The organism is Bradyrhizobium sp. ERR14 (assembly GCF_014198235.1).
Classification (GTDB): Bacteria; Pseudomonadota; Alphaproteobacteria; order Rhizobiales; family Xanthobacteraceae; genus Bradyrhizobium.
The window spans coordinates 584,936-609,617 of sequence record NZ_JACIHD010000002.1; the positions used below are offsets into that span (position 1 = coordinate 584,936).

23 protein-coding genes are annotated in these 24,682 nt (G+C 65.1%); 10 read left to right on the forward strand and 13 right to left on the reverse strand.

The window, feature by feature from the left end:
- Nucleotides 1-162 precede the first annotated feature (162 nt).
- Nucleotides 163-1,554, forward strand: coding sequence for a caspase family protein (locus GGD62_RS08925; RefSeq protein WP_183708066.1), 1,392 nt, complete (start codon nucleotides 163-165; stop codon nucleotides 1,552-1,554).
- Here GGD62_RS08925 and GGD62_RS08930 read toward each other — a convergent pair.
- A complete protein-coding gene (locus GGD62_RS08930; RefSeq protein ID WP_183708067.1) occupies nucleotides 1,551-3,641 on the reverse strand; it encodes a molybdopterin oxidoreductase family protein in 2,091 nt (696 codons plus the stop codon). The two genes, GGD62_RS08925 and GGD62_RS08930, sit on opposite strands and share 4 nt — an antisense overlap.
- 234 nt (nucleotides 3,642-3,875) lie before the next feature.
- Between GGD62_RS08930 and GGD62_RS08935 the strand changes: the two genes are divergently transcribed.
- From GGD62_RS08935 to GGD62_RS08950, 4 genes are read left to right on the forward strand one after another with little or no spacing between them, the layout of a single operon-like run.
- A complete protein-coding gene (locus GGD62_RS08935) occupies nucleotides 3,876-4,850 on the forward strand; it encodes a tripartite tricarboxylate transporter substrate binding protein (protein WP_183708068.1) in 975 nt (324 codons plus the stop codon).
- A gap of 13 nt (nucleotides 4,851-4,863) precedes the next feature.
- Nucleotides 4,864-5,334, forward strand: coding sequence for a (2Fe-2S)-binding protein (locus GGD62_RS08940; protein ID WP_183708069.1), 471 nt, complete (start codon nucleotides 4,864-4,866; stop codon nucleotides 5,332-5,334).
- Entirely contained in the window at nucleotides 5,331-7,463 is a 2,133-nt protein-coding gene (locus GGD62_RS08945) for a molybdopterin cofactor-binding domain-containing protein (RefSeq protein WP_183708070.1), read from the forward strand. Before GGD62_RS08940 ends, GGD62_RS08945 begins: the two co-directional genes overlap by 4 nt.
- A complete protein-coding gene (locus tag GGD62_RS08950) occupies nucleotides 7,460-8,158 on the forward strand; it encodes a substrate-binding domain-containing protein (protein ID WP_183708071.1) in 699 nt (232 codons plus the stop codon). Before GGD62_RS08945 ends, GGD62_RS08950 begins: the two co-directional genes overlap by 4 nt.
- 14 nt (nucleotides 8,159-8,172) lie before the next feature.
- Here the strand turns inward: GGD62_RS08950 and GGD62_RS08955 are convergent, their stop codons facing one another.
- The 4 genes from GGD62_RS08955 to GGD62_RS08970 all read right to left on the reverse strand — a co-directional run bounded on the left by GGD62_RS08955 (nucleotide 8,173) and on the right by GGD62_RS08970 (nucleotide 11,871).
- Complete coding sequence (locus GGD62_RS08955; RefSeq protein WP_183708072.1) at nucleotides 8,173-8,979, reverse strand: SDR family NAD(P)-dependent oxidoreductase; 807 nt, start codon at nucleotides 8,977-8,979, stop codon at nucleotides 8,173-8,175.
- A gap of 21 nt (nucleotides 8,980-9,000) precedes the next feature.
- Entirely contained in the window at nucleotides 9,001-10,293 is a 1,293-nt protein-coding gene (locus GGD62_RS08960) for a TRAP transporter large permease (protein WP_092260916.1), read from the reverse strand.
- A complete protein-coding gene (locus GGD62_RS08965) occupies nucleotides 10,284-10,835 on the reverse strand; it encodes a TRAP transporter small permease (RefSeq protein ID WP_183708074.1) in 552 nt (183 codons plus the stop codon). The genes GGD62_RS08960 and GGD62_RS08965 overlap by 10 nt, the downstream gene beginning before the upstream one ends.
- Before the next feature lie 64 nt (nucleotides 10,836-10,899).
- The gene (locus GGD62_RS08970) at nucleotides 10,900-11,871 is read right to left on the reverse strand and encodes a TRAP transporter substrate-binding protein (protein ID WP_091959369.1); all 972 of its coding nucleotides are present in this window, start codon (nucleotides 11,869-11,871) and stop codon (nucleotides 10,900-10,902) included.
- A gap of 292 nt (nucleotides 11,872-12,163) precedes the next feature.
- Between GGD62_RS08970 and GGD62_RS08975 the strand changes: the two genes are divergently transcribed.
- Nucleotides 12,164-12,940, forward strand: coding sequence for a cyclase family protein (locus GGD62_RS08975; RefSeq protein ID WP_092261203.1), 777 nt, complete (start codon nucleotides 12,164-12,166; stop codon nucleotides 12,938-12,940).
- A gap of 10 nt (nucleotides 12,941-12,950) precedes the next feature.
- Here GGD62_RS08975 and GGD62_RS08980 read toward each other — a convergent pair whose 3' ends face one another.
- The 3 genes from GGD62_RS08980 to GGD62_RS08985 form a co-directional block, all read right to left on the reverse strand.
- Nucleotides 12,951-13,679 carry a Crp/Fnr family transcriptional regulator gene (locus GGD62_RS08980; protein ID WP_092260910.1) on the reverse strand — a complete coding sequence of 243 codons (729 nt, stop codon included), beginning with the start codon at nucleotides 13,677-13,679 and terminating at the stop codon, nucleotides 12,951-12,953.
- 275 nt (nucleotides 13,680-13,954) lie between these two features.
- Nucleotides 13,955-14,080, reverse strand: a complete 126-nt coding sequence (locus tag GGD62_RS41510) for a hypothetical protein (RefSeq protein ID WP_283813275.1) — start codon at nucleotides 14,078-14,080, stop codon at nucleotides 13,955-13,957.
- Nucleotides 14,081-14,173: 93 nt separating this feature from the next.
- Complete coding sequence (locus tag GGD62_RS08985) at nucleotides 14,174-14,887, reverse strand: helix-turn-helix domain-containing protein (protein WP_179735622.1); 714 nt, start codon at nucleotides 14,885-14,887, stop codon at nucleotides 14,174-14,176.
- Nucleotides 14,888-15,040: 153 nt separating this feature from the next.
- Here GGD62_RS08985 and GGD62_RS08990 point away from each other — a divergent pair, with 153 nt between their 5' ends.
- Nucleotides 15,041-15,358 carry a cytochrome c gene (locus GGD62_RS08990; protein ID WP_183708076.1) on the forward strand — a complete coding sequence of 106 codons (318 nt, stop codon included), beginning with the start codon at nucleotides 15,041-15,043 and terminating at the stop codon, nucleotides 15,356-15,358.
- A 6-nt stretch (nucleotides 15,359-15,364) separates the two neighbouring features.
- Here the strand turns inward: GGD62_RS08990 and GGD62_RS08995 are convergent, their stop codons facing one another.
- The 3 genes from GGD62_RS08995 to GGD62_RS09005 are packed head-to-tail and all read right to left on the reverse strand — an operon-like array spanning nucleotide 15,365 to nucleotide 18,378.
- A complete protein-coding gene (locus tag GGD62_RS08995; RefSeq protein WP_183708078.1) occupies nucleotides 15,365-16,468 on the reverse strand; it encodes an ABC-type transport auxiliary lipoprotein family protein in 1,104 nt (367 codons plus the stop codon).
- A gap of 3 nt (nucleotides 16,469-16,471) precedes the next feature.
- On the reverse strand, nucleotides 16,472-17,239 hold the full coding sequence (locus GGD62_RS09000) for an ABC transporter ATP-binding protein (RefSeq protein ID WP_018319256.1): 768 nt from the start codon (nucleotides 17,237-17,239) through the stop codon (nucleotides 16,472-16,474).
- Between the two features lie 2 nt (nucleotides 17,240-17,241).
- On the reverse strand, nucleotides 17,242-18,378 hold the full coding sequence (locus GGD62_RS09005; RefSeq protein ID WP_183708080.1) for an ABC transporter permease: 1,137 nt from the start codon (nucleotides 18,376-18,378) through the stop codon (nucleotides 17,242-17,244).
- A gap of 174 nt (nucleotides 18,379-18,552) precedes the next feature.
- On the opposite strand from GGD62_RS09005, the gene GGD62_RS09010 reads away from it, so the two are divergent.
- Nucleotides 18,553-18,828, forward strand: a complete 276-nt coding sequence (locus tag GGD62_RS09010; protein ID WP_092260902.1) for a hypothetical protein — start codon at nucleotides 18,553-18,555, stop codon at nucleotides 18,826-18,828.
- Complete coding sequence (locus GGD62_RS09015; RefSeq protein ID WP_183708082.1) at nucleotides 18,829-19,329, forward strand: phage holin family protein; 501 nt, start codon at nucleotides 18,829-18,831, stop codon at nucleotides 19,327-19,329.
- An 11-nt stretch (nucleotides 19,330-19,340) separates the two neighbouring features.
- On the opposite strand, the gene GGD62_RS09020 is transcribed toward GGD62_RS09015, so the two are convergent.
- Entirely contained in the window at nucleotides 19,341-22,034 is a 2,694-nt protein-coding gene (locus GGD62_RS09020) for a bifunctional acetate--CoA ligase family protein/GNAT family N-acetyltransferase (protein ID WP_183708084.1), read from the reverse strand.
- Nucleotides 22,035-22,100: 66 nt separating this feature from the next.
- Nucleotides 22,101-22,940, reverse strand: a complete 840-nt coding sequence (locus GGD62_RS09025) for a universal stress protein (RefSeq protein WP_183257333.1) — start codon at nucleotides 22,938-22,940, stop codon at nucleotides 22,101-22,103.
- Nucleotides 22,941-23,134: 194 nt separating this feature from the next.
- On the opposite strand from GGD62_RS09025, the gene GGD62_RS09030 reads away from it, so the two are divergent.
- Nucleotides 23,135-24,667 (forward strand): bifunctional aminoglycoside phosphotransferase/ATP-binding protein, encoded by a 1,533-nt coding sequence (locus GGD62_RS09030; protein WP_183708085.1) that lies wholly within the window; start codon nucleotides 23,135-23,137, stop codon nucleotides 24,665-24,667.
- Nucleotides 24,668-24,682: the final 15 nt, after the last annotated feature.

Consider the following 24,682-nt stretch of genomic DNA (forward strand, 5'->3'; position numbering starts at 1 on the left):
CTCGCTTCCTTGCCATCCATTTTGCAGCCATTTGCGGCAGGACGGGCGTCGCGCGCAAGGGCAATCTGCAACACCGTGTCACCATAGCGTGTGGGCGCAAATTCGCTTGGTGATTGAATTGCGGGTGACGGCCGTTATCCTGACTGGAGATTTTGATCACCGATGAGCCATTTCATGCGCGCCGCGATGATTTTGTTGCTGACAGGCTTGCTCGTGCTGGGCGCAGCGCCCGCAAGCCACGCGGCCGATGCCGCGAAACTGGCGCTGGTCATCGGCAATGCGAGATATCCCGACAACGAGTTCGTGCTGAACGAGGTCGCCAACGACACCCAGGACGTCACTGAAGAATTGAAGCGCGACGGTTTCGTCGTCGACCGGCAGAGCAATCTCACGGCCGACGCCATGCGGCAGGTGCTGGATCGCTTCTACTCCCGGATCGAACGTGGCGCGGTGGCGCTGATCTTCTTCGACGGATTTGCCATCCAGTCGAACCGGCAGACCTATTTGCTTCCGGTCGACGCGCAGATCTGGACGGAGCCGGATGTGGCGCGCGACGGCTTCAGCCTCGACACCATCCTCGCCGAAATGAACACGCGCGGCGCGGCGATCAAGATCGCGCTGATCGACGCCTCGCGCCGCAACCCGTTCGAGCGGCGCTTCCGCCGCTATTCGGCCGGCCTTGCCCCGGCGATCGCGCCGAGCAATTCGCTCGTGCTCTACTCCGCCGCGCTCGGTGCGGTCGCGGCCAGCGGCAAGACCGAGCACGGCCTGTTCGTCGCCGAGCTGCTGCGCGAGATGCGTGCGCCGAACATCAGCGCCGAGCAGGCCCTGACCAACACCAAGAACGGCGTCGTCGCCGCCACCAGGCGCGAGCAGGTGCCGTGGCTGTCGTCCTCGCTCACCACGGAATTCTCGTTCGCAGGTTCGGTGACGCGGCCGCCCGACAACAAGATCGGCGACCCGACCAAGCCGGAGCCTCAGAAACCCGAGCCGCAGAAACCGGTCTGCGAGGTGCCGCAGGCAGAACCTCCCCCGAGCGCGAACGATCTCGCCAGGGATCCCGTCATCGCCGATCTCAGCCGCAAGATCGCGGCGAATGCCAATGACGTCGCCTCGCGCTACAAGCGCGGCCAGGTCTACGCGATCAAGCGCGCCTACGCGCCCGCCATGCAGGATTTCGACGTCGTGATCCGTCGCAATCCTGGGGATGGCGAGGCGCTCAACAATCGCTGCTGGACGCGCGCGGCGACCGGCGATCTGCAGGGCGCGCTCGCCGACTGCAATCTGGCGCTCCAGGTCGATCCCGGATTGAGCGATGCACTCGACAGCCGCGGGCTCGTCAACCTCAAGCTCGGCCGGACCACTGAGGCGATCAAGGATTACACCGACGCGATCCAGCGCAACCCGCGCTCCTCATCGTCGCTGTTCGGCCGCGGCATCGCCACCCGCAAGAACGGCGGCGACGGCGCCACCGATATCGCGCAGGCAAAGTCCATGAACCCGAACATTGCGAAGGAGTTCGCGGGCTACGGCGTCACCGAGTGCAGCCCCTAAGGGGTGGCCGCTTTCCTGATCCAGACCTTGTTGTCGTGGAACGCGGCCCCGCCGATCGGCGCCACGGCTTCGGCGCCCGTCAGCATGTTGATGCCGCGCCCGCCGATATGGTTCTTGTTGGGATGAACGGACTCCGCGATCAGCACGCCGCGCCGCACGCCGTCGAACAGCGTCGCCACCAGCGTGGTCTCGCCGCGGGGGTTGCCGAGCGTCACCGCATCGCCCTCGGCGATGTCGAGCGCGGCGGCATCCAGCGGATGGATCATCACGCTCGCCTTGCCCTCGCGCGCCTGCGAGGACGGCGTCTCGTTGAAGGTGGTGTTGAGGAAGCTGCGCGAGGGACTGGTCGCGAGCCGGAACGGATGGGCCTGGTCGGTGTGCTCGATCACCGCCCAATGGTCCGGCAGCGACGGCATCTTGTCGACATCGCCCATGGTCACGCCGAACGGCGGATGCGCCCAATCGGCCCTGAAGTGGAATTTCCCGTCGGCATGGGCAAAGCCGTCGAGATAATGCGAGGTGCGGAAGTCCGGTTGCAGATCGCGCCAGATGTCGGCCTCGAGGCGGCCGATGTCGCCGTGGTTGCTCAGCCTCAAGGTCGCGTCGATCAATTCGCGCGGCGTCATCTCGAAACCCTGATGCCGGGCACCGAGCCGCGGCGCCAGGGCCTGCAGGACCTCGTGGTTGGAGCGGCATTCGCCGGGCGGGTCGATCAGCTTCGGCCCGACCGAGATGTGCTGGTGGCCGCCGCCGTAATAGAGATCGTCATGCTCCATGAACATGGTGGCCGGCAGCACGATGTCGGCCATTTGCGCGGTCTCGGTCATGAACTGCTCGTGCACCGCGACGAACAGATCCTCGCGCGCAAAGCCTTGCCGCACCAGCGCCTGCTCCGGCGCCACCGTCATCGGATTGGTGTTCTGGATCAGCAACGCCTTGACTGGCCCCTTGCCGCGCAGGGCCTCGGCATCGCCGGTGAGGATACGGCCGATCTTGGACTGGTCGAGCGCACGGATGCTCTGGTCGATGGCGTCGTGGCCCTCGATGATGGATTCGTTGAAATGCCACAGCGCGTAATTGTTGAAGAAGGCGCCGCCGCCCTCATACTGCCAGGCGCCGGTCACCGCGGGAATGCTATTTGCCGCATGCATCTGGGTCGCACCATTACGGCTGCGCGTAAAGCCGTAGCCAAAGCGGAAGAAGGTGCGCTTGGTCTCGCCAACCGCTTTCGCGAAGGCTTCGATTTCGGCCACCGGCACGCCGCAAATCGCGGACGCCCATTCCGGCGTGCGCGTCTTCAGATGCGCCTCGAGCTCGGCCGGGCAGTCGGTGTATTTGTCCATGTAGGCGCGGTCGGCGTAACCGTCGCGGAACAGGACATGCATGACGCCGCAGGCGAAGGCGCCGTCGGTGCCGGGACGCAGGATGATCTTGATGTCAGCCTGCTTCATGGTCTCGTTGTCGTAGATGTCGACCGCCGCAATCTTCGCGCCGCGCTCCTTGCGGGCGCGGGAGGCGTGCGTCATCACATTGACCTGCGTGTTGACGGGGTTGGTGCCCCAGATCACGACGAGGTCGGACAGCGCCATCTCGCGCGGGTCGACGCCGGCGATCTTGCCGGTGCCGATCGCGAATCCGATGCGCGCGACATTGGCGCAGATGGTCTGATAGAAGCGCGAATATTTCTTCACATGCGTGAGACGGTTGAGACCGTCGCGCATCACCAGGCCCATCGTGCCGGCGTAATAATAGGGCCAGATCGATTCCGCGCCGAACTCGCGTTCGGCTTGATTGAAGCGATGCCCGATCTCGTCCAGCGCCTCGTCCCAGGAGATGCGCGCGAATTGCCCCGAGCCCTTCGGCCCAATGCGGCGCATCGGAAACGTGACCCGCTCGGGGTGATGTATGCGCTCGGCGTAGCGGGCAACCTTGGCGCAGACGACACCGGCCGTATAGGTCTGCTTTTTCGAACCGCGGACACGGCCGATGCTGCGGCCTTCGACCACCTCGACATCGAGGGCGCAGGCCGAGGGGCAATCATGCGGACAGGTCGAATGGCGGATTTCGATTTTGGCGTGCTGGTTCATGTCCCAGTTCGTAACACCAAAATACCAGCCAGCCGAGCGCATTTATCCGGCACGGCCCATGCGATTTGCTCAAAGCGCGCGCGCCGCGGGTTCCTGCTGCAAGCGCGAAGGCGGCGCAGTCACACCGAACACCGGGCGATAGTCCCTGATACAATCTGCTTTGTGAGCCGTCGACAGTCCGCATTCCCTGCCGCTACAGTGCCGGCCAACAAGAACGATATCAGGGAGGTGGGCATGATCGCCCGAAGATCCGTGCTGGCATTGGCGGCCGGCCTGCTTGCCGCATTCTCTGCAGCCCCCTCATTCGCGCAGGATTATCCCAGCCATTCGGTCCGTATCGTCGTGCCGTTCGGCGCGGGCGGGCCGGCCGACGTCGCGGCCCGGCTGATCGGCAACGTGCTCCAGGAGAGTTTTGGTCAGCCCTTCGTGGTCGAGAACCGCACCGGCGCCGGCGGCGTCATCGGCACCATTGAGGCCGCGAAATCACCGGCCGACGGCTACACGCTGCTGATGATGTCCAACACCCAGACCGCGAATGAATCGCTGCTGACGGCGGACAAGCGCAAATACGAGCTGATGCGCGACCTCGCGCCGATCGCGCCGGTGAATTATTCCGATCTCGTCATCGTGGTGAACCCGCAGGTCCCGGCGAAGACGCTGGCCGAGTTCATCGCGCTCGCCAAGGCGCAGCCGGGCAAGCTGAATTACGCTTCCTCGGGCCAAGGCACGCCCTACCACATGGCCGGCGAGCTGTTCAAAGCCATGGCCGGCATCGATGTCGTGCACGTGCCCTATCGCAACAGCGGCGAGGCGCGCAGCGGCGTGATCGGCGGACAGGTGCAGATGATGATCGACGCGGTGCCGGCGATGGCGCCGAACATCGCCGAGAATCAGGTGCGCGCGCTCGCCACGACAGGCAAGCAGCGTTCGACCGTGCTGCCGAACGTGCCGACATCAGGTGAAGCCGGTGTCGCAGGCTACGAGGCCACGATCTGGCTTGGCCTGATGGCGCCCGTGGGAACACCCAAGCCCGTGATCGACAAGCTCAATGCGGCCGTAAACGCAATGGTGAAGCGACCCGACATCGTCAAGCTCTGGACGGAACAGGGCGCCGTGCCCATGTCGATGACGCCGGAACAGTTCGACAAATTCCTGCGCGGCGACATCGAAAAATGGGCCGACGTCGTCAAGAAGTTCGACAAGTCCTGAGGCCGTACTGCTCATGCCCTCCGTTCAATTCAGGCTCAACGGCGCGGCGATCGCCGTGGATGCCGATCCCCACCAGATGCTGCTTGATGTGCTGCGCAGCCAACTCGGCATCACTGGGCCGCATTTCGGCTGTGGCGCCGGGGAGTGCGGCGCCTGCCATGTCATGGTCGACGGCCGCGCGATGGCCTCCTGCGACATGCCGATGTGGTCGGTCACGGACAAGGAGGTCGTCACGGTGGAAGGCCTCGGGACAGTGGAGCAGCCGCATCCGCTGCAGCGCGCCTTCATCACCGAACAGGCGATGCAGTGCGGCTATTGTGTCGCGGGGATCCTGATCAGCGCGGCGGCGCTGCTGAAGCGCAATCCGTCCCCGACGGAGGCCGAGGTCAGGGCCGCGCTGGATCGCAATCTGTGCCGCTGCGGGTCGCACAACCGCATGGTCCGCGCCGTGTTGCGTGCGGCAGCAGAGGTGGCGACGTCATGAGCGCGCCCTCTCCTGCCCCGAAGCTGCCGGTCAGCCTCGCGGCCAATCCCAAGCTGTCGTCATGGGTGCGATTCACCGATGACGGCCGTGTGGCGATCTCGCCCGGCAAGGTCGAGATCGGCCAGGGCATCGTCACGGCACTGGCGCAGATCGCGGCGGACGAACTCGACGTCGAGATCGTCAGGATCGCGATGATCCGCGCCTCGACGGCGACCAGCCCGAATGAAGGCGTCACCTCGGGCAGTCTCTCGATCCAGCAGTCCGGCCGCGCGCTGCGCCAGGTCTGTGCCGAAGTCCGCCAGCGCTTCCTTCGCGCGGCATCGGAACGTCTCGGCGTCGATGCATCGCGGCTCGATATCGATGACGGCACCATCTCGGGTCCCGGCAATGTCAGGACCAGCTATTGGGAGTTGATGGACGAGGTCTCGCTCGACCACGACGCCACCGCAGGCCCGACAGCGAAGAGTGCCGCCGGGCGCACCGTCGCCGGACGCTCGGTCCAGCGTGTCGACATTCCCGACAAGGTGTTCGCGCGGCCGCGCTTCATTCACGACTTTGCGCTGCCGGGACTGGTGCACGGGCGCGTGCTGCGGCCGGATATCTCGGGCGCCAAATTGATCGCACTGAATGAGGAGGCTGCACGCGCCGTCCCCGGCGTCGTTGCGATTGTCCGCGACGGCGGCTTTGCCGGCGTCGTCGCCGACAACGAGGCGGCGGCGGACGCGGCCCTCAAGGCTCTGCGCAAGGGCGCGACGTGGTCGGCCGGTGAGCCGTTGCCGGATGAAGACGATCTGGCGGGCTTTTTGAAGAGCCAACCGCTCGAGACCACCGTCATCGACACCAAGGCGGCGGGGCCAGCGCACAAACCCGCCCAAACCCTCCGCCGGCAATACACCCGCCCCTACATCGCCCACGCCTCGATCGCGCCGTCCTGCGCCGTCGCACAATGGGACGGCGATCGTGTCCATGTCTGGACGCATAGCCAGGGCGTCTACCTGCTGCGCGCCGATCTCGCAATCGTCCTCAAGCTGCCGGCCGAGAACATCGTCGTCGAGCACATCGAGGGCGCCGGCTGCTACGGACACAATGCGGCCGACGACGTCGCGCTGGATGCCGTGCTGCTGGCGAGGGCGGTCGGTGGCCGTCCAGTGCGGGTGCAGTGGTCGCGCCACGACGAGATGTCCCACGCGCCCTTTGGGGCGGCGATGGCCATCGAGATCGAGGCCGACCTCGACGCAGGCAACGAGATCACCGGCTGGCGCCATGCGATCTGGAGCAACGGCCATGCGGCGCGGCCGGGACGCGCGGCGCAGCCGGCGCTGCTCGCGGCAACCGAGATCGCCAATCCCCATCCCCGCATGATCTCGACCAACCCGCCGGCCGCCAATGGCGGCGGCGGCGACCGCAACTCCGTTCCGCTCTATGACTTCCCGGGCTGGACGATCACGAGCCACCGGCTGCTGACCATGCCGGTGCGGACCTCGGCGTTGCGGACGCTGGGCGGCCAAGGCAATGTCTTCGCCATCGAGTCCCTGCTCGACGAGATCGCCGCCCTGCGCGGCGAAGATCCGATCGCGTTCCGTCTGCGGCATCTGCGGGACGAACGGGCCAGAGACGTCATCCGCGCCGCGGCGAGGCGCGCCGCCTGGAAGCCGCAGAAGCGATCGGGCATTGGCCACGGCGTCGGCTTTGCCCGCTACAAGAATACGGGCGCCTATTGCGCTGCCATCGCCGAGATCGAGGGCGCTGACGACATCCGTGTCAAGCGGCTGACGCTTGCGGTCGATGTCGGCGAGGCCATCAATCCGGACGGCGTGATCAACCAGATCGAGGGCGGCGCAATCCAGGCCACGAGCTGGGTGCTGAAGGAGCGCGTCCGCTTCGACCGGACGCGCATCACCTCGACCTCCTGGACCGACTATCCGATCCTGACCTTCAGCGAGGTGCCGGCGGTGGATGTCGAGATCATCCAGCGCCCGGAGATCGAGCCGGTCGGCGCCGGCGAGGCTGCGCACGGGCCGGTGACGGCGGCGATCGCGAATGCGGTTCACGATTGCCTCGGCGTCCGCGTGCGCGACCTGCCGATCACGCGCGACAAGATCCTTGCAGCGATGGAGCGTGCGTCTTGACGACAATGAACGTTTTGAGCGGAGGCGCGGCACAAGGCCTGGTGCGCGGCGTCACCGAGGCCTTCAAGGCGCAAACCGGCCTCGGTATCGACGGCGAATTTGGTGCGGTCGGCGTGATGGCGGACAAGCTGCGCGCGGGCGCGCCGGCCGATCTCGTGATCCTGACGCAGGCGCTGCTTGCGAGGCTTGCCGAGGAGAAGCTCATCGTCCCCTCCTCGATCACGGATGTCGGCCGGGTCGAGACCGCGCTGGCGGTCCGCAGCCGCGATTCCAAGGTGACGGTGAAGACCGAGGCCGATCTGCGCGAGGTGCTGCGCAGCGCCGATGCGATCTACGTCCCCGACACCAAGGCCTCGACCGCGGGCCAGCATTTCGCAAAGGTGCTGGACCAGCTCGGCATCGCCTATGAGGTGGCATCGCGCCTCAAGATCTTTCCGAACGGTGCAACGGCGATGCGGGAGCTCGCAGCGTCCACGGCGACGCGGCCGATCGGATGCACGCAGGCGACCGAGATCATCGCGACAGACGGCATTGCCCTGTCAGGGGCGCTGCCTCCCGGCTGCGAACTCGTGACGATGTACACGGCCGGCGTGACCGCGAGGGCAGCGTATCCGAAAGAGGCGGCCGCGCTGATCGCATTGCTGACCGGCGCAGATCGGAAGGACCTGCGCCAGCGCGCTGGCTTTACCGGCTAGATGCCGATGACGCCCTATTTGTGCAACTGAGTGAGCCCGGTCGGCGGACCATCGACGGCGGTCCAGCCGCCATCGACGAACATCGTGCTGCCGCTGACATAGCTCGCGGCGTCCGAAGCGAGATAGGCCACGGCGGTCGCGACTTCGTCGGCGCTGCTCCAGCGGTTGAACACGGTATGGCCGGCGTAGAGATTATAGATGTCTGGCCGCTGCTTGAACGGGCCGGTCAGCGCGGTCTCCGCGATGCTCGGCGCGATCGCGTTGACGCGCACGCCGGCATGGCCGACCTCGGAGGCGAAGCCCTTCACCAGCAGGCCGATCGCCGCCTTGGTCGAGCCGTAGACGCCGAGGCCCGGCTCGATGGTCACCGCGCGCACCGACGAGCAGGCGATGATGCTGCCGCCCTTTTGCGCGACCATGATGCGGCCGAAGGCCTGGAAGAACCACACCGTGCCCTTGACGTTGAGGTTGAGGACACGGTCGAGATCCTCCTCGGTGTAGTCGAGGATGGTCTTGCGGATGTTGAGCCCTGGCGTCGTCACCGCGATGTCGAGCCGCGGAAATTTCTGCATCACCGTTTTGGCCAGCGCATTGACGTCCGCAGCGCTTGCGGCGTCACAGCTGGCTGCTTCAGCCCAGCCGCCCTTGTCGCGAATGCCGGCGGCGGTCGCCTCCGCGGCGTCAAGCGCGCGATCGGCGCAAACAACGCGGGCCCCGAGCCCAGCCAGCGCCTCGGCCGACGATTTGCCGATGCCCGATGCGGCGCCGAGCACCACGGCCGTCTTGCCGGTGAGATCAAAGAGCTTGCGATAGTCAGTCACTGATAGCTTCTCCTGTAGCTGCTAGCCCTTGTAACCCATCAGCAGGCGGGGCAGCCACAGCGAGAATGCAGGGACGTAGGTCACGAACATCAGTGCTGCGATCAGCGCGGCGTAGAACGGCAGGATGGTGCGCATCACCGCGCCCACCGAAATGCCGCCGATGGCGCAGCCCACGAACTGCGTGGTTCCGACCGGCGGGGTGTTCAGCCCGAGGGCGCAATTGATCAGCATCAGCATGCCGAACTGCACCGGATCCATGCCCGCCTTCATCGCGATCGGCAGGAAGATCGGAGTGCAGATCAGGATGGTCGCAGCCATGTCCATGAACGTGCCGAGCACGAACAGGATGACGTTGATGAGCAGGAAGATGACCCAGGGCTGCGTGGAGACCTTGCTCATCAGGTCGCCGGCAAGGTCCGCCACCTCGTAGAGCCCCATCAGGTACTGGAACATGGTGGAGACGCCGATCAGCAGCAGCACCACGCCCGTCGTCTTCACCGCCTTGGCGGCGGCGCGCAGGAAATTGTTCCAGGTCATGGTGCGGTAGATGAAGAACGTCAGCAGCATCGTGTAGGTGACCGCGACGGCCGCAGACTCGGTTGCCGTGAAGACGCCGGACAGGATGCCCGCCAGGATGATGCCGACGATCAAAAGGCCCGGCAGCGCGGCCGCGAGCGAGCGGAAAACCTCGGCCCAGCCCGGAAACTTGCCGGCCGGATAGCCGCGCTTTACCGCGACAGCGTAGGCGGCGACCAGCATGCACACCATCAGCACGATCGCCGGCAGAAGGCCGGCGGCGATCAGCGCGCCGATCGAGACCTTGCCGCCGGCTGCCAGGGCATAAATGATCATGTTGTGGCTGGTCGGCATCAAGGCGCCCACCAGCGAGGCGTGGGTCGTGACATTGACGGCGTAGTCGGTGTCGAACCCCTCTTTTTTCATCATCGGGATCATCACCGCACCCATCGCCGACACGTCGGCCACCGGCGAGCCGGAGACGCCGCCGAACAGGGTGCAGGCGACCACGTTCGACATGCCGAGCCCGCCGCGGATGTGACCGACGAGATTCTTCGCGAGCTGCACGATCTTGTCGGCGACGCCGCCATGCAGCATCAGCTCACCGCTGAAGACAAAGAACGGGATGGCAAGGAACGAGAAGATGTTCATCCCCGACATCATCTGCTGGAAGATGACGGCGACCGGCAGACCCTCGTAGAGGATGGTGCAGATCGCCGAGAGACCGATCGCGAAGGCGACGGGGACGCCGAGGATCAGGAAGCCGAAGAAGGTGGCGCCGAGGATGATCAGTTCCATGAGGGGACGACCTCTTCGCCGCGCAGGAGAGCAATGATGTGCTCGATTGAAAAGGAGACGATCAGGACGCCGGAGGCGATGAGCGGGACATAGCGGATGACCTCGGGCAGGCCGAGATTGGGGATCTTCACGGTCCCGACGGATGCGCCGAGAATCCAGCCGTTATAGGCCATCGCGACGCCAAACCCGGCCACCAGGACGTGGATGACGAGTTCGATCTTCTCGCGCGCGTGATCCGGCAGCATCACCAGAAGGCTGTCCATCCCGATGTGTCCGGCATCGCGCACGCCAACGGCGGCGCCGATCAGCGTGACGTAGAGGATGAGAACCAGCGCAAGGTTCTCCGTCCAGGTCGGGCTCGAATTGAGCACGTAACGACCGAACACCTGGTAGAACACGACCGTGACGATGAGGAGCAGTCCGCTCACGGACAGATACATGCCCGCGCGCGCGACGACGGCATTGACGCGCGACAGCAAGCCGGTCGCCGGGCGTGCCACGACTGCCCCCTGCTCGTGGTCTGCGACGTGTGGGTCTGTCATTCCCGCGCCTCCTTGCGAGGGTCCGGTATCGCCTTCGCGCGACGCCGGACCCGACGCTGTGGTCTTACTTCGTGTCCTGGATACGCTTGACGAGGCCCTGCAGCTTCTCGTCGCCCGCGAACTTCTGGTACACCGGCTTCATCGCATCGACGAATTCCGCCTTGTTGGCGATCGTCACGACCTGAACGCCGGCGGCCTCGACGGTCTTGCGGGACGCCTGCTCACGCTCGTCCCAGAGCTTGCGCATGACGGGAACCGATTCCTTGGCCGCCTTGCGGACCATGGCCTGGTCCTCCTTGCTCAGCGTGTCCCAGACCTTCTTGGACATCACCAGGACTTCGGGCGCCAGGGAGTGCTCGGTGATGTTGTAAAACTTGGCGGCCTCGAAATGGCGCGACGACTCGTAGGAAGGCCAGTTGTTCTCGGCAGCGTCCACGAGGCCGGTCTTGAGCGCGGTATAGACCTCGCCATACGGCATCGGCGTCGGGTTGGCGCCGAGGCTCTGGATCATGCCGACCCACAAATCGGACTGCTGAACGCGGATCTTCAGACCCTTCAGGTCCGCGAGCGACTTGACCGGCGCCTTCACTGTGTAAATGGACCGGGCGCCGCTGTCGTAATAGGCAAGGCCGACCAGGCCCGCCGGCTCCATGGCCGCCAGGATCTCATCGCCGATCGGCCCGTCGAGGACGGTGCGCATGTGCTGGGTGTCGCGGAAGACGAACGGCAGGCACAGCGCGATGGTTTCCGGCACGAAATTGTTGAGCGGCGATGCGTTGATCCGCATCATGTCGAGCGCGCCGATCTTGAGTTGCTCGATGGTGTCCTTCTCGGAGCCCAGGGCTCCGTTGGGAAACACCTTCACGCCGAGCTTGCCGCCGCTCGCCGCCGCGAGCTGCTTGCCCATGAACTTGACGGCCTCGACGGTCGGGTAATCTGCGGGATGGACGTCGGCGGAGCGGAAGTCGCGTGCGGTCGCCAGCGGCGCTGAGAGCACCAATGCAACGGCTGCGACGATACCGGTGAGTGTCTTCATCTGGGCTTCCTCCTGGGTTGATTATGTCGTTGTCGGCAGGCTGCACGCCGCCTTGGGTCGCTCCCCTTCAGGTGTGAAGTCAAGCGCCAATGTCGTCCCTAGGGCGCGCGGCATTCCATGTCCAAGCCAAATCCGGCATTGATCGATGCAGCAGTTGCATCGATCAATCTGGCGCAATTCGCGTCGTTGTGGAAGCCGGCGGGACGGCTTGCGTCGCCGGCACGTGACTTGACGCGACCAAGACAGGCCCCTCAAGATGTCCGAAACAGCGGACTATCTCGAAGGAATGCCCATGCCGCGGAAGCTGATCGATATCTCGGTGCCGCTCAGAAACGACGTGACGGCCGATCCGCCGGGCAACCATCCGACCATCCAGTATATCGATCACCAGCAGGGCCTGCCCCGCATGCTGCAGTTTTTTGAGGGCCTCAAGGCGCAGGATTTGCCCGATGGCCAGGGCTGGGCCGTCGAGCAGGTCTCGCTGTCGACCCATAACGGCACCCATCTCGATGCGCCCTGGCACTTCCATCCGACCATGAACCGCGGCGAGCGGTCATGGACGATCGACGAGGTGCCGCTGGAATGGTGCTTTCAGCCCGGCGTGAAGCTCGACTTCCGGCATCTGCCCGACGGCTACGTGGCTGGTGCCGACGACGTCGAGAAGGAGCTGAAGCGCATCGGGCACACGCTGTCGCCGCTGGAGATCGTGGTCGTCAACACCAGCGCCGGCGCCAAATTCGGCAAGGCCGACTACGTCAATTCCGGCTGCGGCATGGGCTATGAAGCCACCATGTATCTGCTCGAACGCGGGGTGCGGCTGACCGGCACCGACGGCTGGAGCTGGGACGCGCCGTTCCTCTACACCGCGAAGAAATATGCCGAAACAAAGGATGCCGGCCTGATCTGGGAAGGCCACAAGGCGGGACGGCACATCGGCTATTGCCATCTCGAGAAGCTGCACAATCTCGACCAGCTGCCTTCGACCGGCTTCACGGTCTCATGCTTTCCGGTGAAGATCGAACGCGCCTCCGCGGGCTGGACCCGCGCGGTCGCGATCATCGAGGATTAAGACGGAGCGACTACTCGCCGTCGAGACCGCTCTCGGCGAGTTCGCGCAGCGCATCCGTATCGAGCACGACGATGGCGCCGTGCTCGAGGCGAACCCAGTTGCGGCCGGCCCAGGCGCGCAATTGCTTGTTGATGCTCTCGCGCGTCATCCCCACCATCTCGCTGATCTCCTGCTGCGTGATGGCGAGCGTGCCGCTGCCGGAGTCGAGCTTGCGCTCCTCGGTGAGACCGAGTAGTGCGCTCGCCAGCCGGCCCGGCAGATTCTGGAGGATGACTTGCTCGACCTGCTGGCTGGTCCAGCGCAGACGGGCGCAGAGCAGCTCGATGAATTTCATCGCCAGCGCCGGCTGACTCTTCACGAACGGCAGGAAGTCCCGGCGATCGATGATGTAGAGCTCGCAATTGGTGTTGGCGGTCGCATCGGCCGACCGGGGAGCGCCGTCGAGCACCGCGATCTCGCCGAAGATTTCTCCGGGACCGATCAAATTGAGAATGGCGTTCCGTCCATCGGGGGACGAGGAGGAAATCTTCACTGTCCCCGTGATCACCGCGAACAGATTGTTGCCGGGATCGCCCTTGGCAGCGATCGTCGCGCCGCGCTTCACGGTAGTGTGCTTGGCGTAGCGGCAAAGCTGATCGAGCGCTTCCGGCTCCAGATCCGCGAAGATCGGGTGCTTGCGCAGGACCGATAGTTTGTTGCCCGCCGACTGTCGGGGGTCGCCGGTCTTGTCCTGAGGCACGCCGCGGGGCTCCTAAGACTGCGAGGCACTGAGGTTCCTGCGTAGTCAACGTTATCAGGCTTTTCAACCGGAAAGCACCCGCGCGTTTTGTGGCAAATGCCGCGAAAAGGCCGCGTTCAAGCCGAAAGCCTGCATCCGAAGGCTGCGCCGATGCGGCCCGGTCGATGCAGAGTTGCAGGCTGCGCAAGCCGCGCTTGCGTTGAGGCGCTGGCGAAGGCCAAGCCGGCCGAGCGTCGGCTGTTGGCGCGTCTGAGCGGACTTAGGATCTCAGGAGGTCAGCGCTTGGCATCCGGATCGAGCCGGCCTGCACTGGTTTGCCGGTCTGCCCAGGCCAGAGCTGCGGCGAATGCGACGAAGATCGCGACGACGACGATGGTCACCAGCAACGCATCAGCGGGCATCATGCACCTCCCGGATTGTCGGAGCATTATTTGCTGCAGCCGCCCGGTGTCATTGATCGAGATCAAAAATTTCGGGGCGTTGCGGACGGACTATCAGGCTGCGGCCAGCGCCTCGGCACGGGCAGGATCGAGCAGGCTGATGCCGCCGTGAATGATCTCGATCACACCGTGACGCTCCAGCTTGGTGAAGGTGCGACTGACGGTTTCGATGGTCAGACCGAGATAGTCGGCGATGTCCTGACGGCTCATCGGAAGCGGAACGGTGTCGGACAGCCCCTTGAGCGCGACCTGCCGTTCCCGCCAGCCGAGCAGAAAGGTCGCGACCTTCTCGTCGGCCGAGCGGCGGCCGAGCAGGACCATATGGTCGCGCGCCTGGCTCAATTCGCGGATAGCCAGCTCGTTGATCCGCCTGAGTAGAAGCGGTCGGGCTTCGATGAAACGGCCGAACGGCGCCTTGGCGAACTGGCAGACGGTCACCGCGCCGATCGCATCGGCCGAAAAATTGTGCCGGCCCGATATGTTCATCCCGAGGAAATCGCCGGGCAAGGCAAAACCGACGATCTGCCGCCGGCCGTCGGGCAGCAACTTGTACAGCCGCATGACGCCTTCGAGGACGTTGTAGAACGAGGTCGTGATGTCCTCCTCGGAGAACACGGTCTCGCCGGAGTCAAAATGAACGCGGCGTCCGAGATGCTCGAATTCCCTGAGCTCGGCCGCATCCAGCGACGAACAGACCGCCGCTCCACGTACGGCGCAATCGCTGCAGAAATGGCCGTTCGGCTCGATCGTGACCACGGAAGGCTTCATCCACCGCTCCCCGCGCCGGCTGCTCCCGACACCAGGCCGAGTCCACCGCGCGGGTGCATTTTACTGCACTGCGCCAAAGCCAATTGACAGAGATCAAATTTGAGCGGCATCCCCGTCATATTCTGCGTCCAGAGTTCGACGGGATCATTTTCCATGCTGCAAGCCGCCCTGCGTCACGGCCTGATCGGGCTACTTCTGATGATGCCGGCGCTGGCGGCCCCGACCGCCGAACAGCGCGGCAAGGCCTTCGCACGGGCCAATTGCGCACGCTGTCACGCGATCGACCGCGTCTCCCGCAGTCCGCTCGAGGGCGCGCCTCCGCTGCGCACGCTGCACCAGCGTTATCCGATCGAGACCCTTAGTGAGGCGCTGGCCGAAGGGATCTACACCGGTCACGACGACATGCCGGCCTTCGAGCTCAGTCCGGACCAGATCCACGATCTCCTGTCCTACCTGAAGACGCTGGAATAGAAGGCATCACACCGCCTGCACGCTCCACCCGATCAGCTCCTTGGCGATGCGGGCAAAGGCTGCATCGAAGGCGGCGACTGCAGCGGCCGGCTCGACCTTGTCGAGCTTTTCGCTGGTCTCGACCAGTCGGGATGCCACCACCTTGCCGTTCTTGTCGACGATCCGCGCCGAGAGGTCGATCTCCACCCGTGCCTCGCCCTCCGTGGCGATCCGAAAGCGCCGGATGTCGATCAGGAGCTGGTAATCCGCCTGACCGAGATCGCTCGTGCGTAGCGGGGCGTGGGCGATGTCGTAATTCTCGAAGCTGTCGATCAGGCGCGCCTGCACCAGTTTCGGAATGCTGTCGGCCCAGAGAAAATCCGCAAAACCCGGCCTGTCCCCGACGGGCGCGAACAGCATGCGCTGGGTCTGCAGCATTGCGACCGCGGTCGGCTCGGGAATGGCCAGGGAGGCGGAGAGCGTCTTGCCGGCCGGCTCGAGATTCTTCGGCGTACGCAGGTCGTAGGTGATTTTCTGCGCGGGCGTCCCACCGCCGGTCATCTTCTCCAGGCCCGCAATAATGCCGTCGAGCTTGCCGGTGTTGCGCGCGAGCCCGTCGGAGAACGTCTTGAAATTCGCGATGGTGTCCTTCAGTGGGCCCGAATTGTCCTGGAGCACCGTGTCGACCCGCCGCAGCGCATCGCGCGCCGCCTGCGTCATGCTCTGGCCGGCGCCGGCCTCCGCGATCAAGGTCACGGGCTCGCCTGCTTTGGCGACGATCGCGCCGCCCTCCAACGTCACCACCGGCACGCCGGTCAGGCCCTGGAATTCGAGGCCGACCCTGGTGTCGGAACGCACCGGGGTGGCGGTCGCAACCGAGATCGTCGCATTGACGAAGCGCGGGTTATCCGGCGCGAGCCCGAGCTGGGTCACCTCACCGACGCGGATGCCATTGAACAGCACGCCGGCGCCGACCAGGAGGCCTGGGACCGGCCCCTGGAATTGCACATGGTAGTTCGTGCGTGGCCCGATGCCGCCGGTGTTGTTCAGCCAGTAGACGAAGCCGAACACCGCGAGGATCGCGGCCAGCACGAAACTGCCGATCAGCACGTAGGGAGCGCGGGTTTCCATGTCTCATCTCATCTCGTGTTGCAGCATCTGCGAGCGCTTGCCGTGGAAATAGGCGCGCACCCAGGGATGCTCGGATTGCAGCAATTCGCGCATCGGGCCGATCGCCACGATCTTGCCGTCGGCGAGGGCGGCGACGCGATCGCAGACCGTGGTCAGGCTCGCGAGGTCGTGGGTCACCATGAACACGGTCAGCCCCAGCGTCTTTTGCAGCGTCGTGATCAGCGCGTCGAAATCGCCGGCGGCGATCGGATCGAGGCCGGAGGTCGGCTCGTCCAGGAACAGGATCGGCGGATCGAGCGCGAGGGCGCGCGCCAGCGCCACGCGCTTGGTCATGCCGCCCGACAGCTCTGCCGGATATTTGTCGGCGTCCTGGGCGCGCAAGCCGACCATCTCGAGCTTGGCGATCGCGATCTCGTCCATCAGCTCCTGCGACAGGACGAGATTCTCGCGCAAGGGAAACTGGACGTTCTGGCGGACCGTCAGCGAGGAGAACAGCGCGCCTTGCTGGAACAGGATGCCCCATGTCGTGGCGGCGCCGCGGCCGTGGCCGCCGGTGGGCTGCCCCATGACCTCGATGGTCCCACCTTGGCGCGGGATGAGGCCGATGATGGTGCGCATCAGCACCGACTTGCCGCCGCCGGACGCCCCCACCAGCCCGAGAATCTCGCCGCGGCGGACGTCGAGGGACAAATGGTCGAGCACGGTCTGGCGGCCGAATCCGACCACGAGGTCACGGACGCGGATCGCGAACTGGTCCTGCGATGCGTCCATCGTCACATTCCGATCGAGGCAAAGAAGATCGCGAACAGGCCGTCGAGCACGATCACCAGGAAGATCGACTTCACCACCGATGTCGTGGTCTGCCGCCCGAGCGATTCCGCGCTGCCCTTGACCCGCAATCCCTCGCTGCAGGCCACGATTCCGATCACCAGCGCCATGAACGGCGCCTTCAGGATGCCCACCTCGAAATGGGTGACTGAGATCGCCTCGTGCAGCCGGGCGATGTAGATCGCCGGACCCATGTCGCCATAGAACTGCGCGACGAGACCGCCGCCATAGAGCGCGGCGATCGATCCGATGAAGGTGAGGATCGGCAGCGCAATGACCAGGGCCGCAACGCGCGGCAGGATCAAGACCTCGACGGGATCGAGCCCCATGGTCGAGAGCGCGTCGATCTCCTCGCGCATCTTCATCGAGCCGAGCTCGGCAGTGTAGGCGCTTCCCGACCGTCCCGCGACCATGATGGCGACGATCAGCACCCCGAGCTCACGCAGCACCAGGATGCCGACCATGTCGACGGTGTAGGACTCCGCGCCGAACCTGCGGAAGTGGAAGAAGCCCTGCTGCGCGATGATGGCGCCGATCAGGAAGGTGATCAGCGCGACGATGGGGATCGCCTGCCACCCGATGCGGTAGAGCTGATACACCAGCGAGGTCAGCCGCAGCGAACGCGGCCGGCGCAGCACGCCGATCACGGCCATGAACAATGCGCCGAGCATCTGGAGGAAGATCGTGACGTCTTCCCGCGCATCGGCCGTGGACTTGCCAAGATCGCCCAGCCTCGCCAGCACCGGATTGGGCGCAGCCGTCGGGGCCGGCGTGTGGCGGTTGACCTGGCGCACCTCATCCAGCAGCCCGCTGAAATGATCGGCGACGCCGACGAATTCGGCCGATCTGCCCGATGTTGCGGCCCTGCGCGACAATTTTTCCAGGACCCAGGCACCGAGCGTGTCGAGCGCACTGACGCCCGACATGTCCAGGGTGACGACGCGCGAGCGATCGACGTCGGCACCGACCGACCGGGACAATGTCTCGAGCGTGACCACATTCGCGGCGGTCCAGGGCCCTTCGGGACGCAGGTTCAGCGCGTCGCCGGACGGCGTCGCGAGCAACAGCGGTTCGTGGTTCACGCTTCCACCTCATCGGGACAATCGGTCCCCATTCAGACGGCATTTCTAGGCCAGCATATGGCGGCCGGCTTGACCTGTCTCAAGACCCGGACTGCGGCCACCGCTTGAGGCAAATCAAGCGCGAACGCACAGGTGCGCCTTAGGCTCGCTTTCATTCAATGGGGATAAGAGTCCATGTTCGACAGCGACAGGATGAGCGAAGAATTGCGGGCGCTGAAGGTTGATGTCACACGCTTGCTGAGCACCGCCGGCGAGGAGATGTTCGAGAGCTCGAAGGACCGCGCCGAGGCGCTCGCCGATCAGATCCGTGCCGCGCTGACCGAGCTCGGCGAGACCGTGGATGAAGAGCAGGCGCAGCTCCAGGGTCTCATAGCGGAGCGTCCAATCACTTCGCTCGCCTCCGCCTTCGCGCTCGGCGTCGTTGTCGGCTTCATGCTGAGGAGACATTAGGTGAATACCGAGAATGTGGTCAAACATCTGCGTGCGCTGTGGCGCACCGACAGGATCATCGCGGACATCAGGCTGCGCCATCTGCTTGTTGGCCTCGGCTTGCGAGCCTTCGCGGCGCTGATCGCGGCGTTCGGGCTGCTGATGCTGGAGCTGTCTGCCTATTTCGCGCTGGTGCAGATCTGGAGCGCGATTGCCGCAGCGGCCATCCTCGGCGCCGTCAATTTCGCCATCGCGGCCGCTCTCTTCGCAATCGCCGGCCGCGCTCCGTCAGGCCGCGATATCGAGCTCGCCAACGAGATTCACGACACCTCCATCGAAGCTCTTCAGCTCGAGGCGCGTGCGCTTCAGGCCCAGGTGTCGGGCGCGGTGCATCATCCGCTCAGCACGATCGTGCCGGTGCTGGTGCCCTTGATCGCGATCATCATCAGGAACCTGCGGACGGCGGCCAAGTCATCCGCCAAGACATCCGCCGCGGCGAATTCAGCTGAAGCGCGCTCCTGAAGCAGGCGCGCTCAGAGCTTCAATTTGACGTCGCAGATATCGGGCTCGGCCGGATCGGGCTTGACCTCGAAGCCGAGCTGCCGGCACATTTCGAGCATCACGGTGTTCTCCTTGAGCACGTCGCCCGAGATGACTTTCAGCCCCTCCGACCTGGCGTAGTTGATGATGAGCTGCATGAGCGCCCAGCCGAGCCCCCTGCCCTTGAGGTCGGACCGCAGCAGGATCGCGTATTCGCCGCTCTCGTAGATCGAATCCGAATGGAGCCGGACCACGCCGACCATTTCGCCGGTGGCCTCGTCGAAGGCGATGAAGGCCATCGCGCGCGCATAGTCGAGCTGGGTCAGGCGCGCGATGAACTCGTGGGTAAACTCCTTCATCGGTGCGAAGAAGCGCAGGCGAAGGTCGTGCGGCGTGACGTGACGCAGGAATTCGTGGATGGTCGGCTCGTCCTCGGGGCGCATGGGCCGCACGAAGATGCGCCAGTCGTCCTTGAGCTTGAGGCGGCGCTCCCATTGCGAAGGATAGGCGCGAACGGCGAAATTGGCCGGGCCGGAGCCGACAAACTTCCGCTGCGGCGGGCCGACGGCAACGCGGGCGTCGACCGCGGTCACGCCGGTTTCGTCCGCCAGCAGCGGATTGATGTCGAATTCGCGGATCTCGGGAATGTCGGCCGCCATCTGCGCCAGCTTGACCAGCACCATGGCCACGGCGTCCTGCTTGACCGCCGGCACATCACGATAGGCTTTTAGCAACCGTGACACGCGCGTGCGGTCGATCAAATCGCGGGCGAGTTGCAAGTCCAGCGGCGGCAGCGCCAGCGCCTTGTCGTTGATGATCTCCACCGCCGTGCCGCCACGGCCGAACACCACGACGGTGCCGAAAGTGGGATCGTCGGCGAGGCCCAGGATCAACTCGCGCGCCTTCGCCTTGACGACCATCGCCTGGACGATGACCCCGCCGATGCGGGCCTCGGGCCGCAGCTTTCTCGCCCGGGCGAGGATGTCTGAAGTGGCCGCTCGCACGGCCTCCGGCGTCGTCAGATTGAGCACGACGCCGCCGACATCGGATTTGTGGATGATGTCCCGCGACATGATCTTGAGCACCACGGTGCCGCCCTGCGCGAAGATTTCCTTCGCATAGGCCACCGCCTGCTCAACATCGGCCGCCGCATAGGTCGGCACCATCGCGATGTCGTAGGCCTCGAGCAGGTGCTTGATCTCGACAGGCTCGAGCCACTCGCGGCCATCAGCAATCGCGGCCGTGACGATCTGCCTTGCCCCCCTTGCATCCGGCACGAACGTATCGGGCATCGCGGGAGGAACCTGGCTCAGCTCCTCCACCACTTCACGGTGCCGGACCAGATGCATGAATCCGCGCACGGCGTCGTCCTCGGTCGGATAGTTCGGCATACCGGCGCCGGAAAGGGCCTGAATGATGTGCTGATCGGCGCCGACCCAGGCCGCCAATACGGGCTTGGCCCATCGGCGGTGCTGCTCGCGATATTTGCCGACGATCTCGGTCACGGTCGTGGCGATCTCGGCGGCCGAGGCGATCGCCGTTTGCACGTTGAGGACCAGGACCGCATCATTGTCGCGATCGGCCAGCAGCACCTCCAGCGCCGCCGCGTAGCGCGAGGCGTCGGCATCGCCCACGATGTCGACGGGATTTGCACCGGACCAGGTCGGCGGCAGAGCCGCATCGAGCGTCTTGCGCACCTCCGGTGAGATAGTCGCCGGAATTCCGCCGAGCTCGACCAATCGATCGACGGCGAGGACGCCGATGCCGCCACCGTTGGTCAGGATGGCGAGACGCTTTCCCGTCGGAGATTCGACGCGGCCGAGCGTCTCGGCGCAATCGAACAGCTCACGCAGATCTGAGACGCGCAGGACACCCGCGCGGCGGAACGCCGCGTCATAGACCGCGTCCGCGCCGGCGAGCGCGCCGGTATGCGTGGCGGCCGCCTTTGCGCCCTGCGCCATGCGGCCGGATTTCACCACGACGACGGGCTTGACGCGAGCGGCGGCACGCGCCGCCGACATGAACTTGCGCGCATCCTTGATGGATTCGATGTAGAGCAGGATCGCGCGCGTCTTGTGATCCATCGCGAAATAGTCGAGCAGATCGGCGATATCGACGTCGATCTGATCGCCGATCGAGACGATGCCGGAAAAGCCGACGCCGCGCTGCGCAGCCCAGTCGACCATGCCGGCAGCGATCGCGCCCGATTGCGAGATCAACGCGAGGCTGCCCGCCCCCGGCATGTGTGCGGCAAAGCTGGCATTCAGGCTGACCCCGGGCATCATGATGCCGAGGCAGTTCGGTCCGATCAGCCGCATGCCGTATTTGCGGGCCGCCGCGATTGCAGCCTCATGCAGAGATCCCGGTCCGTGGCCGAGCCCGGCCGAGACGATCAGCGCGCCCGCCGAGCCGCGACGCCCGGCCTGGTCGATGATACCGGGAATCTCGCGCGCCGGCGCGGTGATGACCACGAGCTCGGGCACGAAGTCCAAGCCGTCCAGGTTTTTCACCGCGGCGACGCCGCCGATTTCGGCATGGCGTGGATTGACGAGGCCGAACCGCCCCTTGAATTCGGTCTTGTGGATGTTTTCCAGAACGGCGCGTCCAACGGAGACCGGACGGGCGCTCGCGCCGACGAGCGCAACCGAACGCGGCGCCAGCAGATTGTTGAGACGATAGGTTGACATGAAAGCAAATGCGCCGGGTCAGCGGCGGTTCCGATGGTTGACGATCAGGCTGGGAAGATGGCGAGCCTAGTGCGAGATCATAACCCAGCACGGTGGCTGGCCAATGACGGTCTTTGTCACACCGCCCCACACGATCTCGTTCAGGCGTGAATGATGGTAGGCGCCCATCACGATCGCATCCATGCCGTGGGAATTCGCCCAGCTTCCCAGTACCTTGCCGATCGAGCTGCCGTTGCCGGTCACCGTTTCGAAGGAGGCATAGACCCCGTGTTCCCTGAGATGATCGACGAGAGCCGCGCCGGATTGCACGACTGCGTCATCCCTGTCCTGCGTTACCGTCACCACACGGACCACGCTGGCGGCCTGAAGAATCGGCAAGGCGTCGCCGACCGCACGCGCAGCGCGGGCAGAATGATCCCAGGCGATCATGACGTTCTCGAATTCCGGCCGCAACTGCTCCGCATGCTGCTCCGGGCAGAGCAGCAGCGGCCGCCCGGATTCGAACAGGAAAGTTTCGATGATGTGCTCCGTTCGGCTGTCGTGCGGCTTCACGGGAAACAGCGTGAGATCGCTGAAACGGGCATGCTCGGCCAGGATCGCCGCGATCTCGTCCGCCGGCACCTTGCCCGTTCGGCTCTGGGCGCGAATGTTGGCGCGGGACGCCGCATTGGTGAAGGCATTGAGGAGCTGCTGCGTGTCGTTCGCCTCACGCGAACTGCCGGCCTCCGCGGAATCGCGGTCATAGGGCAGCATCACTTTCGGCCGCTCGAAAACGTCTTCCTCGAGCGCGAGCGCCGTGATCCTGGCGCCGAGGTCGGCGGCGACGGCCACACATTTCTCGATCGCAACCAGGGCCGATCCGCGCGGCTGGCCGACAAGCGGCAGAAAGACATCCTTGATGGGCATCGGGATTCTCCTTGGCCGCCACAATAGGCCGGCTTTGGTCGAGAGGCTTGATCCTCGTCAAGCCAAGAAAACCTCGTCCAGTCCACCAGTAACTGGCGTTAACCGACGTCAAGGACTAGCCGCGATCTGCTTCTAAGGATTACCTTGGTCGGCGGACGGGCCGCCTTCCGACGCATCTGGATGTGCCAGCGGGAATGACAAACGATTCTGCGACCCAGGACCGGATCTTTGCGGCTCTAACCGATTCTGCCGTGCATCCTGACGTGAGGCGGATCGATACGCACGCAGCTTCCGTGTTCCTCGACGGCAAGCGCGCGTTGAAGATCAAGCGCGCCGTGCAGTTTCCCTTCCTCGATTATTCGACGCTCGAGAAGCGCAAGGCGGCCTGCGAGGAGGAAATCCGGATCAACCGGCCGCTGGCGCCGCAGATCTACCACCGGGTCGTGGCGATCACCGAGGAGGCGGACGGCTCGGTGCAGGTCGACGGTCCCGGCCGGCCGATCGAGTATGCGGTGGAGATGGCGCGCTTCGACGAAAACCGGACGCTCGATCATCTGGCAAAGGCCGGCCCGCTGGATGCAGCCCTTGCCTCGGCTGCCGCCGACGCGATCGTCGCTTCCCACGGCGCGGCGACACGCGCCGACGGCGACGCATGGGTCGCCTCCATCCCCGCCCTGATCCACGGCAACAGTCACGGCCTGCGGACCGGCGGCCATTTCAACGCGGCAGACGTCGAGAAGCTCGGCAAAGCCTCCCACGAGGCATTTTCGCGTGTTCGTCCGCTGCTCGCAGAGCGCGGCGGTCAAGGCTTCGTGCGCCGCTGCCATGGCGATCTGCATCTCGCAAACATCGTTCTGATCGACGACCGGCCGGTGCTGTTCGACGCCATCGAGTTCGATGCGCAGATGGCAACCGTCGACGTGCTTTACGATCTCGCATTCACGCTGATGGACCTGTTGCACCACGATCAGCCAGATGCGGCCAACATCGTCCTGAACCGCTATCTCGCCGTGACGCCGGCCGACAATCTCGACGCGCTCTCGGCCCTGCCGCTGTTGATGTCCATCCGGGCGGCGATCCGCGCCCAGGTGGCCCTGGCACGGCTGAAGCCGCCGCATTCCGATGACCCCGGCATCCTTGACCAGGCACAGCGTTATTTTGACCTCGCCAGGAAGCTGATCCATCCTCCTGCTCCGCGCCTGATTGCGGTCGGCGGCCTGTCAGGCACCGGCAAGACGGTCCTGGCGCTCGCGCTCGCGCCCGTCGTCGCACCGCCCCCGGGAGCAATCGTGCTGCGCAGCGACCTCGTCCGCAAGCAGATGTTCGGGGTCGAGGACACGCACCGCCTGCCGCCGTCCGCCTACACGCCGGAGCACGCGGCCCGCGTCTACGACACGCTGGTTCAGCACGCCCGGCGGGTGCTGGCGCAGGGCCATTCGGCGATCATCGACGGCGTATTCGCCCGTGAGGACGAACGGGACGCGATCGCCACACTGGCGCGGGAGCGCAATGTGCCCCTGAACGGCCTGTTTCTGGTTGCGGACCTCGCGACCCGGCAGATGCGGATCGGAAGTCGCCGGGGAGACGCATCCGACGCCACGCAAGAGGTTGCTGCGCGGCAAGAGCACTATAATATCGGTCACGTCGGCTGGGCGACCATCGATGCATCCGGGACACAAGCGCAGACGCTCCAGAACTGCCGGGACGCGATCGCTGAAAGCAAATAAGGCAATCTGATTGGC

Coding starts and splice junctions, on each gene's coding strand:
- GGD62_RS08975 (WP_092261203.1), top strand. CDS start 12,164: ATGCCGCGGAAGCTGATCGATATCTCGGTGCCGCTCAGAAACGACGTG.
- GGD62_RS41510 (WP_283813275.1), bottom strand. CDS start 14,080: ATGCCCGCTGATGCGTTGCTGGTGACCATCGTCGTCGTCGCGATCTTC.
- GGD62_RS09020 (WP_183708084.1), bottom strand. CDS start 22,034: ATGTCAACCTATCGTCTCAACAATCTGCTGGCGCCGCGTTCGGTTGCG.
- GGD62_RS08930 (WP_183708067.1), bottom strand. CDS start 3,641: ATGAACCAGCACGCCAAAATCGAAATCCGCCATTCGACCTGTCCGCAT.
- GGD62_RS08965 (WP_183708074.1), bottom strand. CDS start 10,835: ATGACAGACCCACACGTCGCAGACCACGAGCAGGGGGCAGTCGTGGCA.
- GGD62_RS09000 (WP_018319256.1), bottom strand. CDS start 17,239: ATGGACGCATCGCAGGACCAGTTCGCGATCCGCGTCCGTGACCTCGTG.
- GGD62_RS08960 (WP_092260916.1), bottom strand. CDS start 10,293: ATGGAACTGATCATCCTCGGCGCCACCTTCTTCGGCTTCCTGATCCTC.
- GGD62_RS09025 (WP_183257333.1), bottom strand. CDS start 22,940: ATGCCCATCAAGGATGTCTTTCTGCCGCTTGTCGGCCAGCCGCGCGGA.
- GGD62_RS08970 (WP_091959369.1), bottom strand. CDS start 11,871: ATGAAGACACTCACCGGTATCGTCGCAGCCGTTGCATTGGTGCTCTCA.
- GGD62_RS08995 (WP_183708078.1), bottom strand. CDS start 16,468: ATGGAAACCCGCGCTCCCTACGTGCTGATCGGCAGTTTCGTGCTGGCC.
- GGD62_RS08945 (WP_183708070.1), top strand. CDS start 5,331: ATGAGCGCGCCCTCTCCTGCCCCGAAGCTGCCGGTCAGCCTCGCGGCC.
- GGD62_RS08925 (WP_183708066.1), top strand. CDS start 163: ATGAGCCATTTCATGCGCGCCGCGATGATTTTGTTGCTGACAGGCTTG.
- GGD62_RS09030 (WP_183708085.1), top strand. CDS start 23,135: ATGACAAACGATTCTGCGACCCAGGACCGGATCTTTGCGGCTCTAACC.
- GGD62_RS09010 (WP_092260902.1), top strand. CDS start 18,553: ATGTTCGACAGCGACAGGATGAGCGAAGAATTGCGGGCGCTGAAGGTT.
- GGD62_RS08935 (WP_183708068.1), top strand. CDS start 3,876: ATGATCGCCCGAAGATCCGTGCTGGCATTGGCGGCCGGCCTGCTTGCC.
- GGD62_RS08940 (WP_183708069.1), top strand. CDS start 4,864: ATGCCCTCCGTTCAATTCAGGCTCAACGGCGCGGCGATCGCCGTGGAT.
- GGD62_RS08985 (WP_179735622.1), bottom strand. CDS start 14,887: ATGAAGCCTTCCGTGGTCACGATCGAGCCGAACGGCCATTTCTGCAGC.
- GGD62_RS08990 (WP_183708076.1), top strand. CDS start 15,041: ATGCTGCAAGCCGCCCTGCGTCACGGCCTGATCGGGCTACTTCTGATG.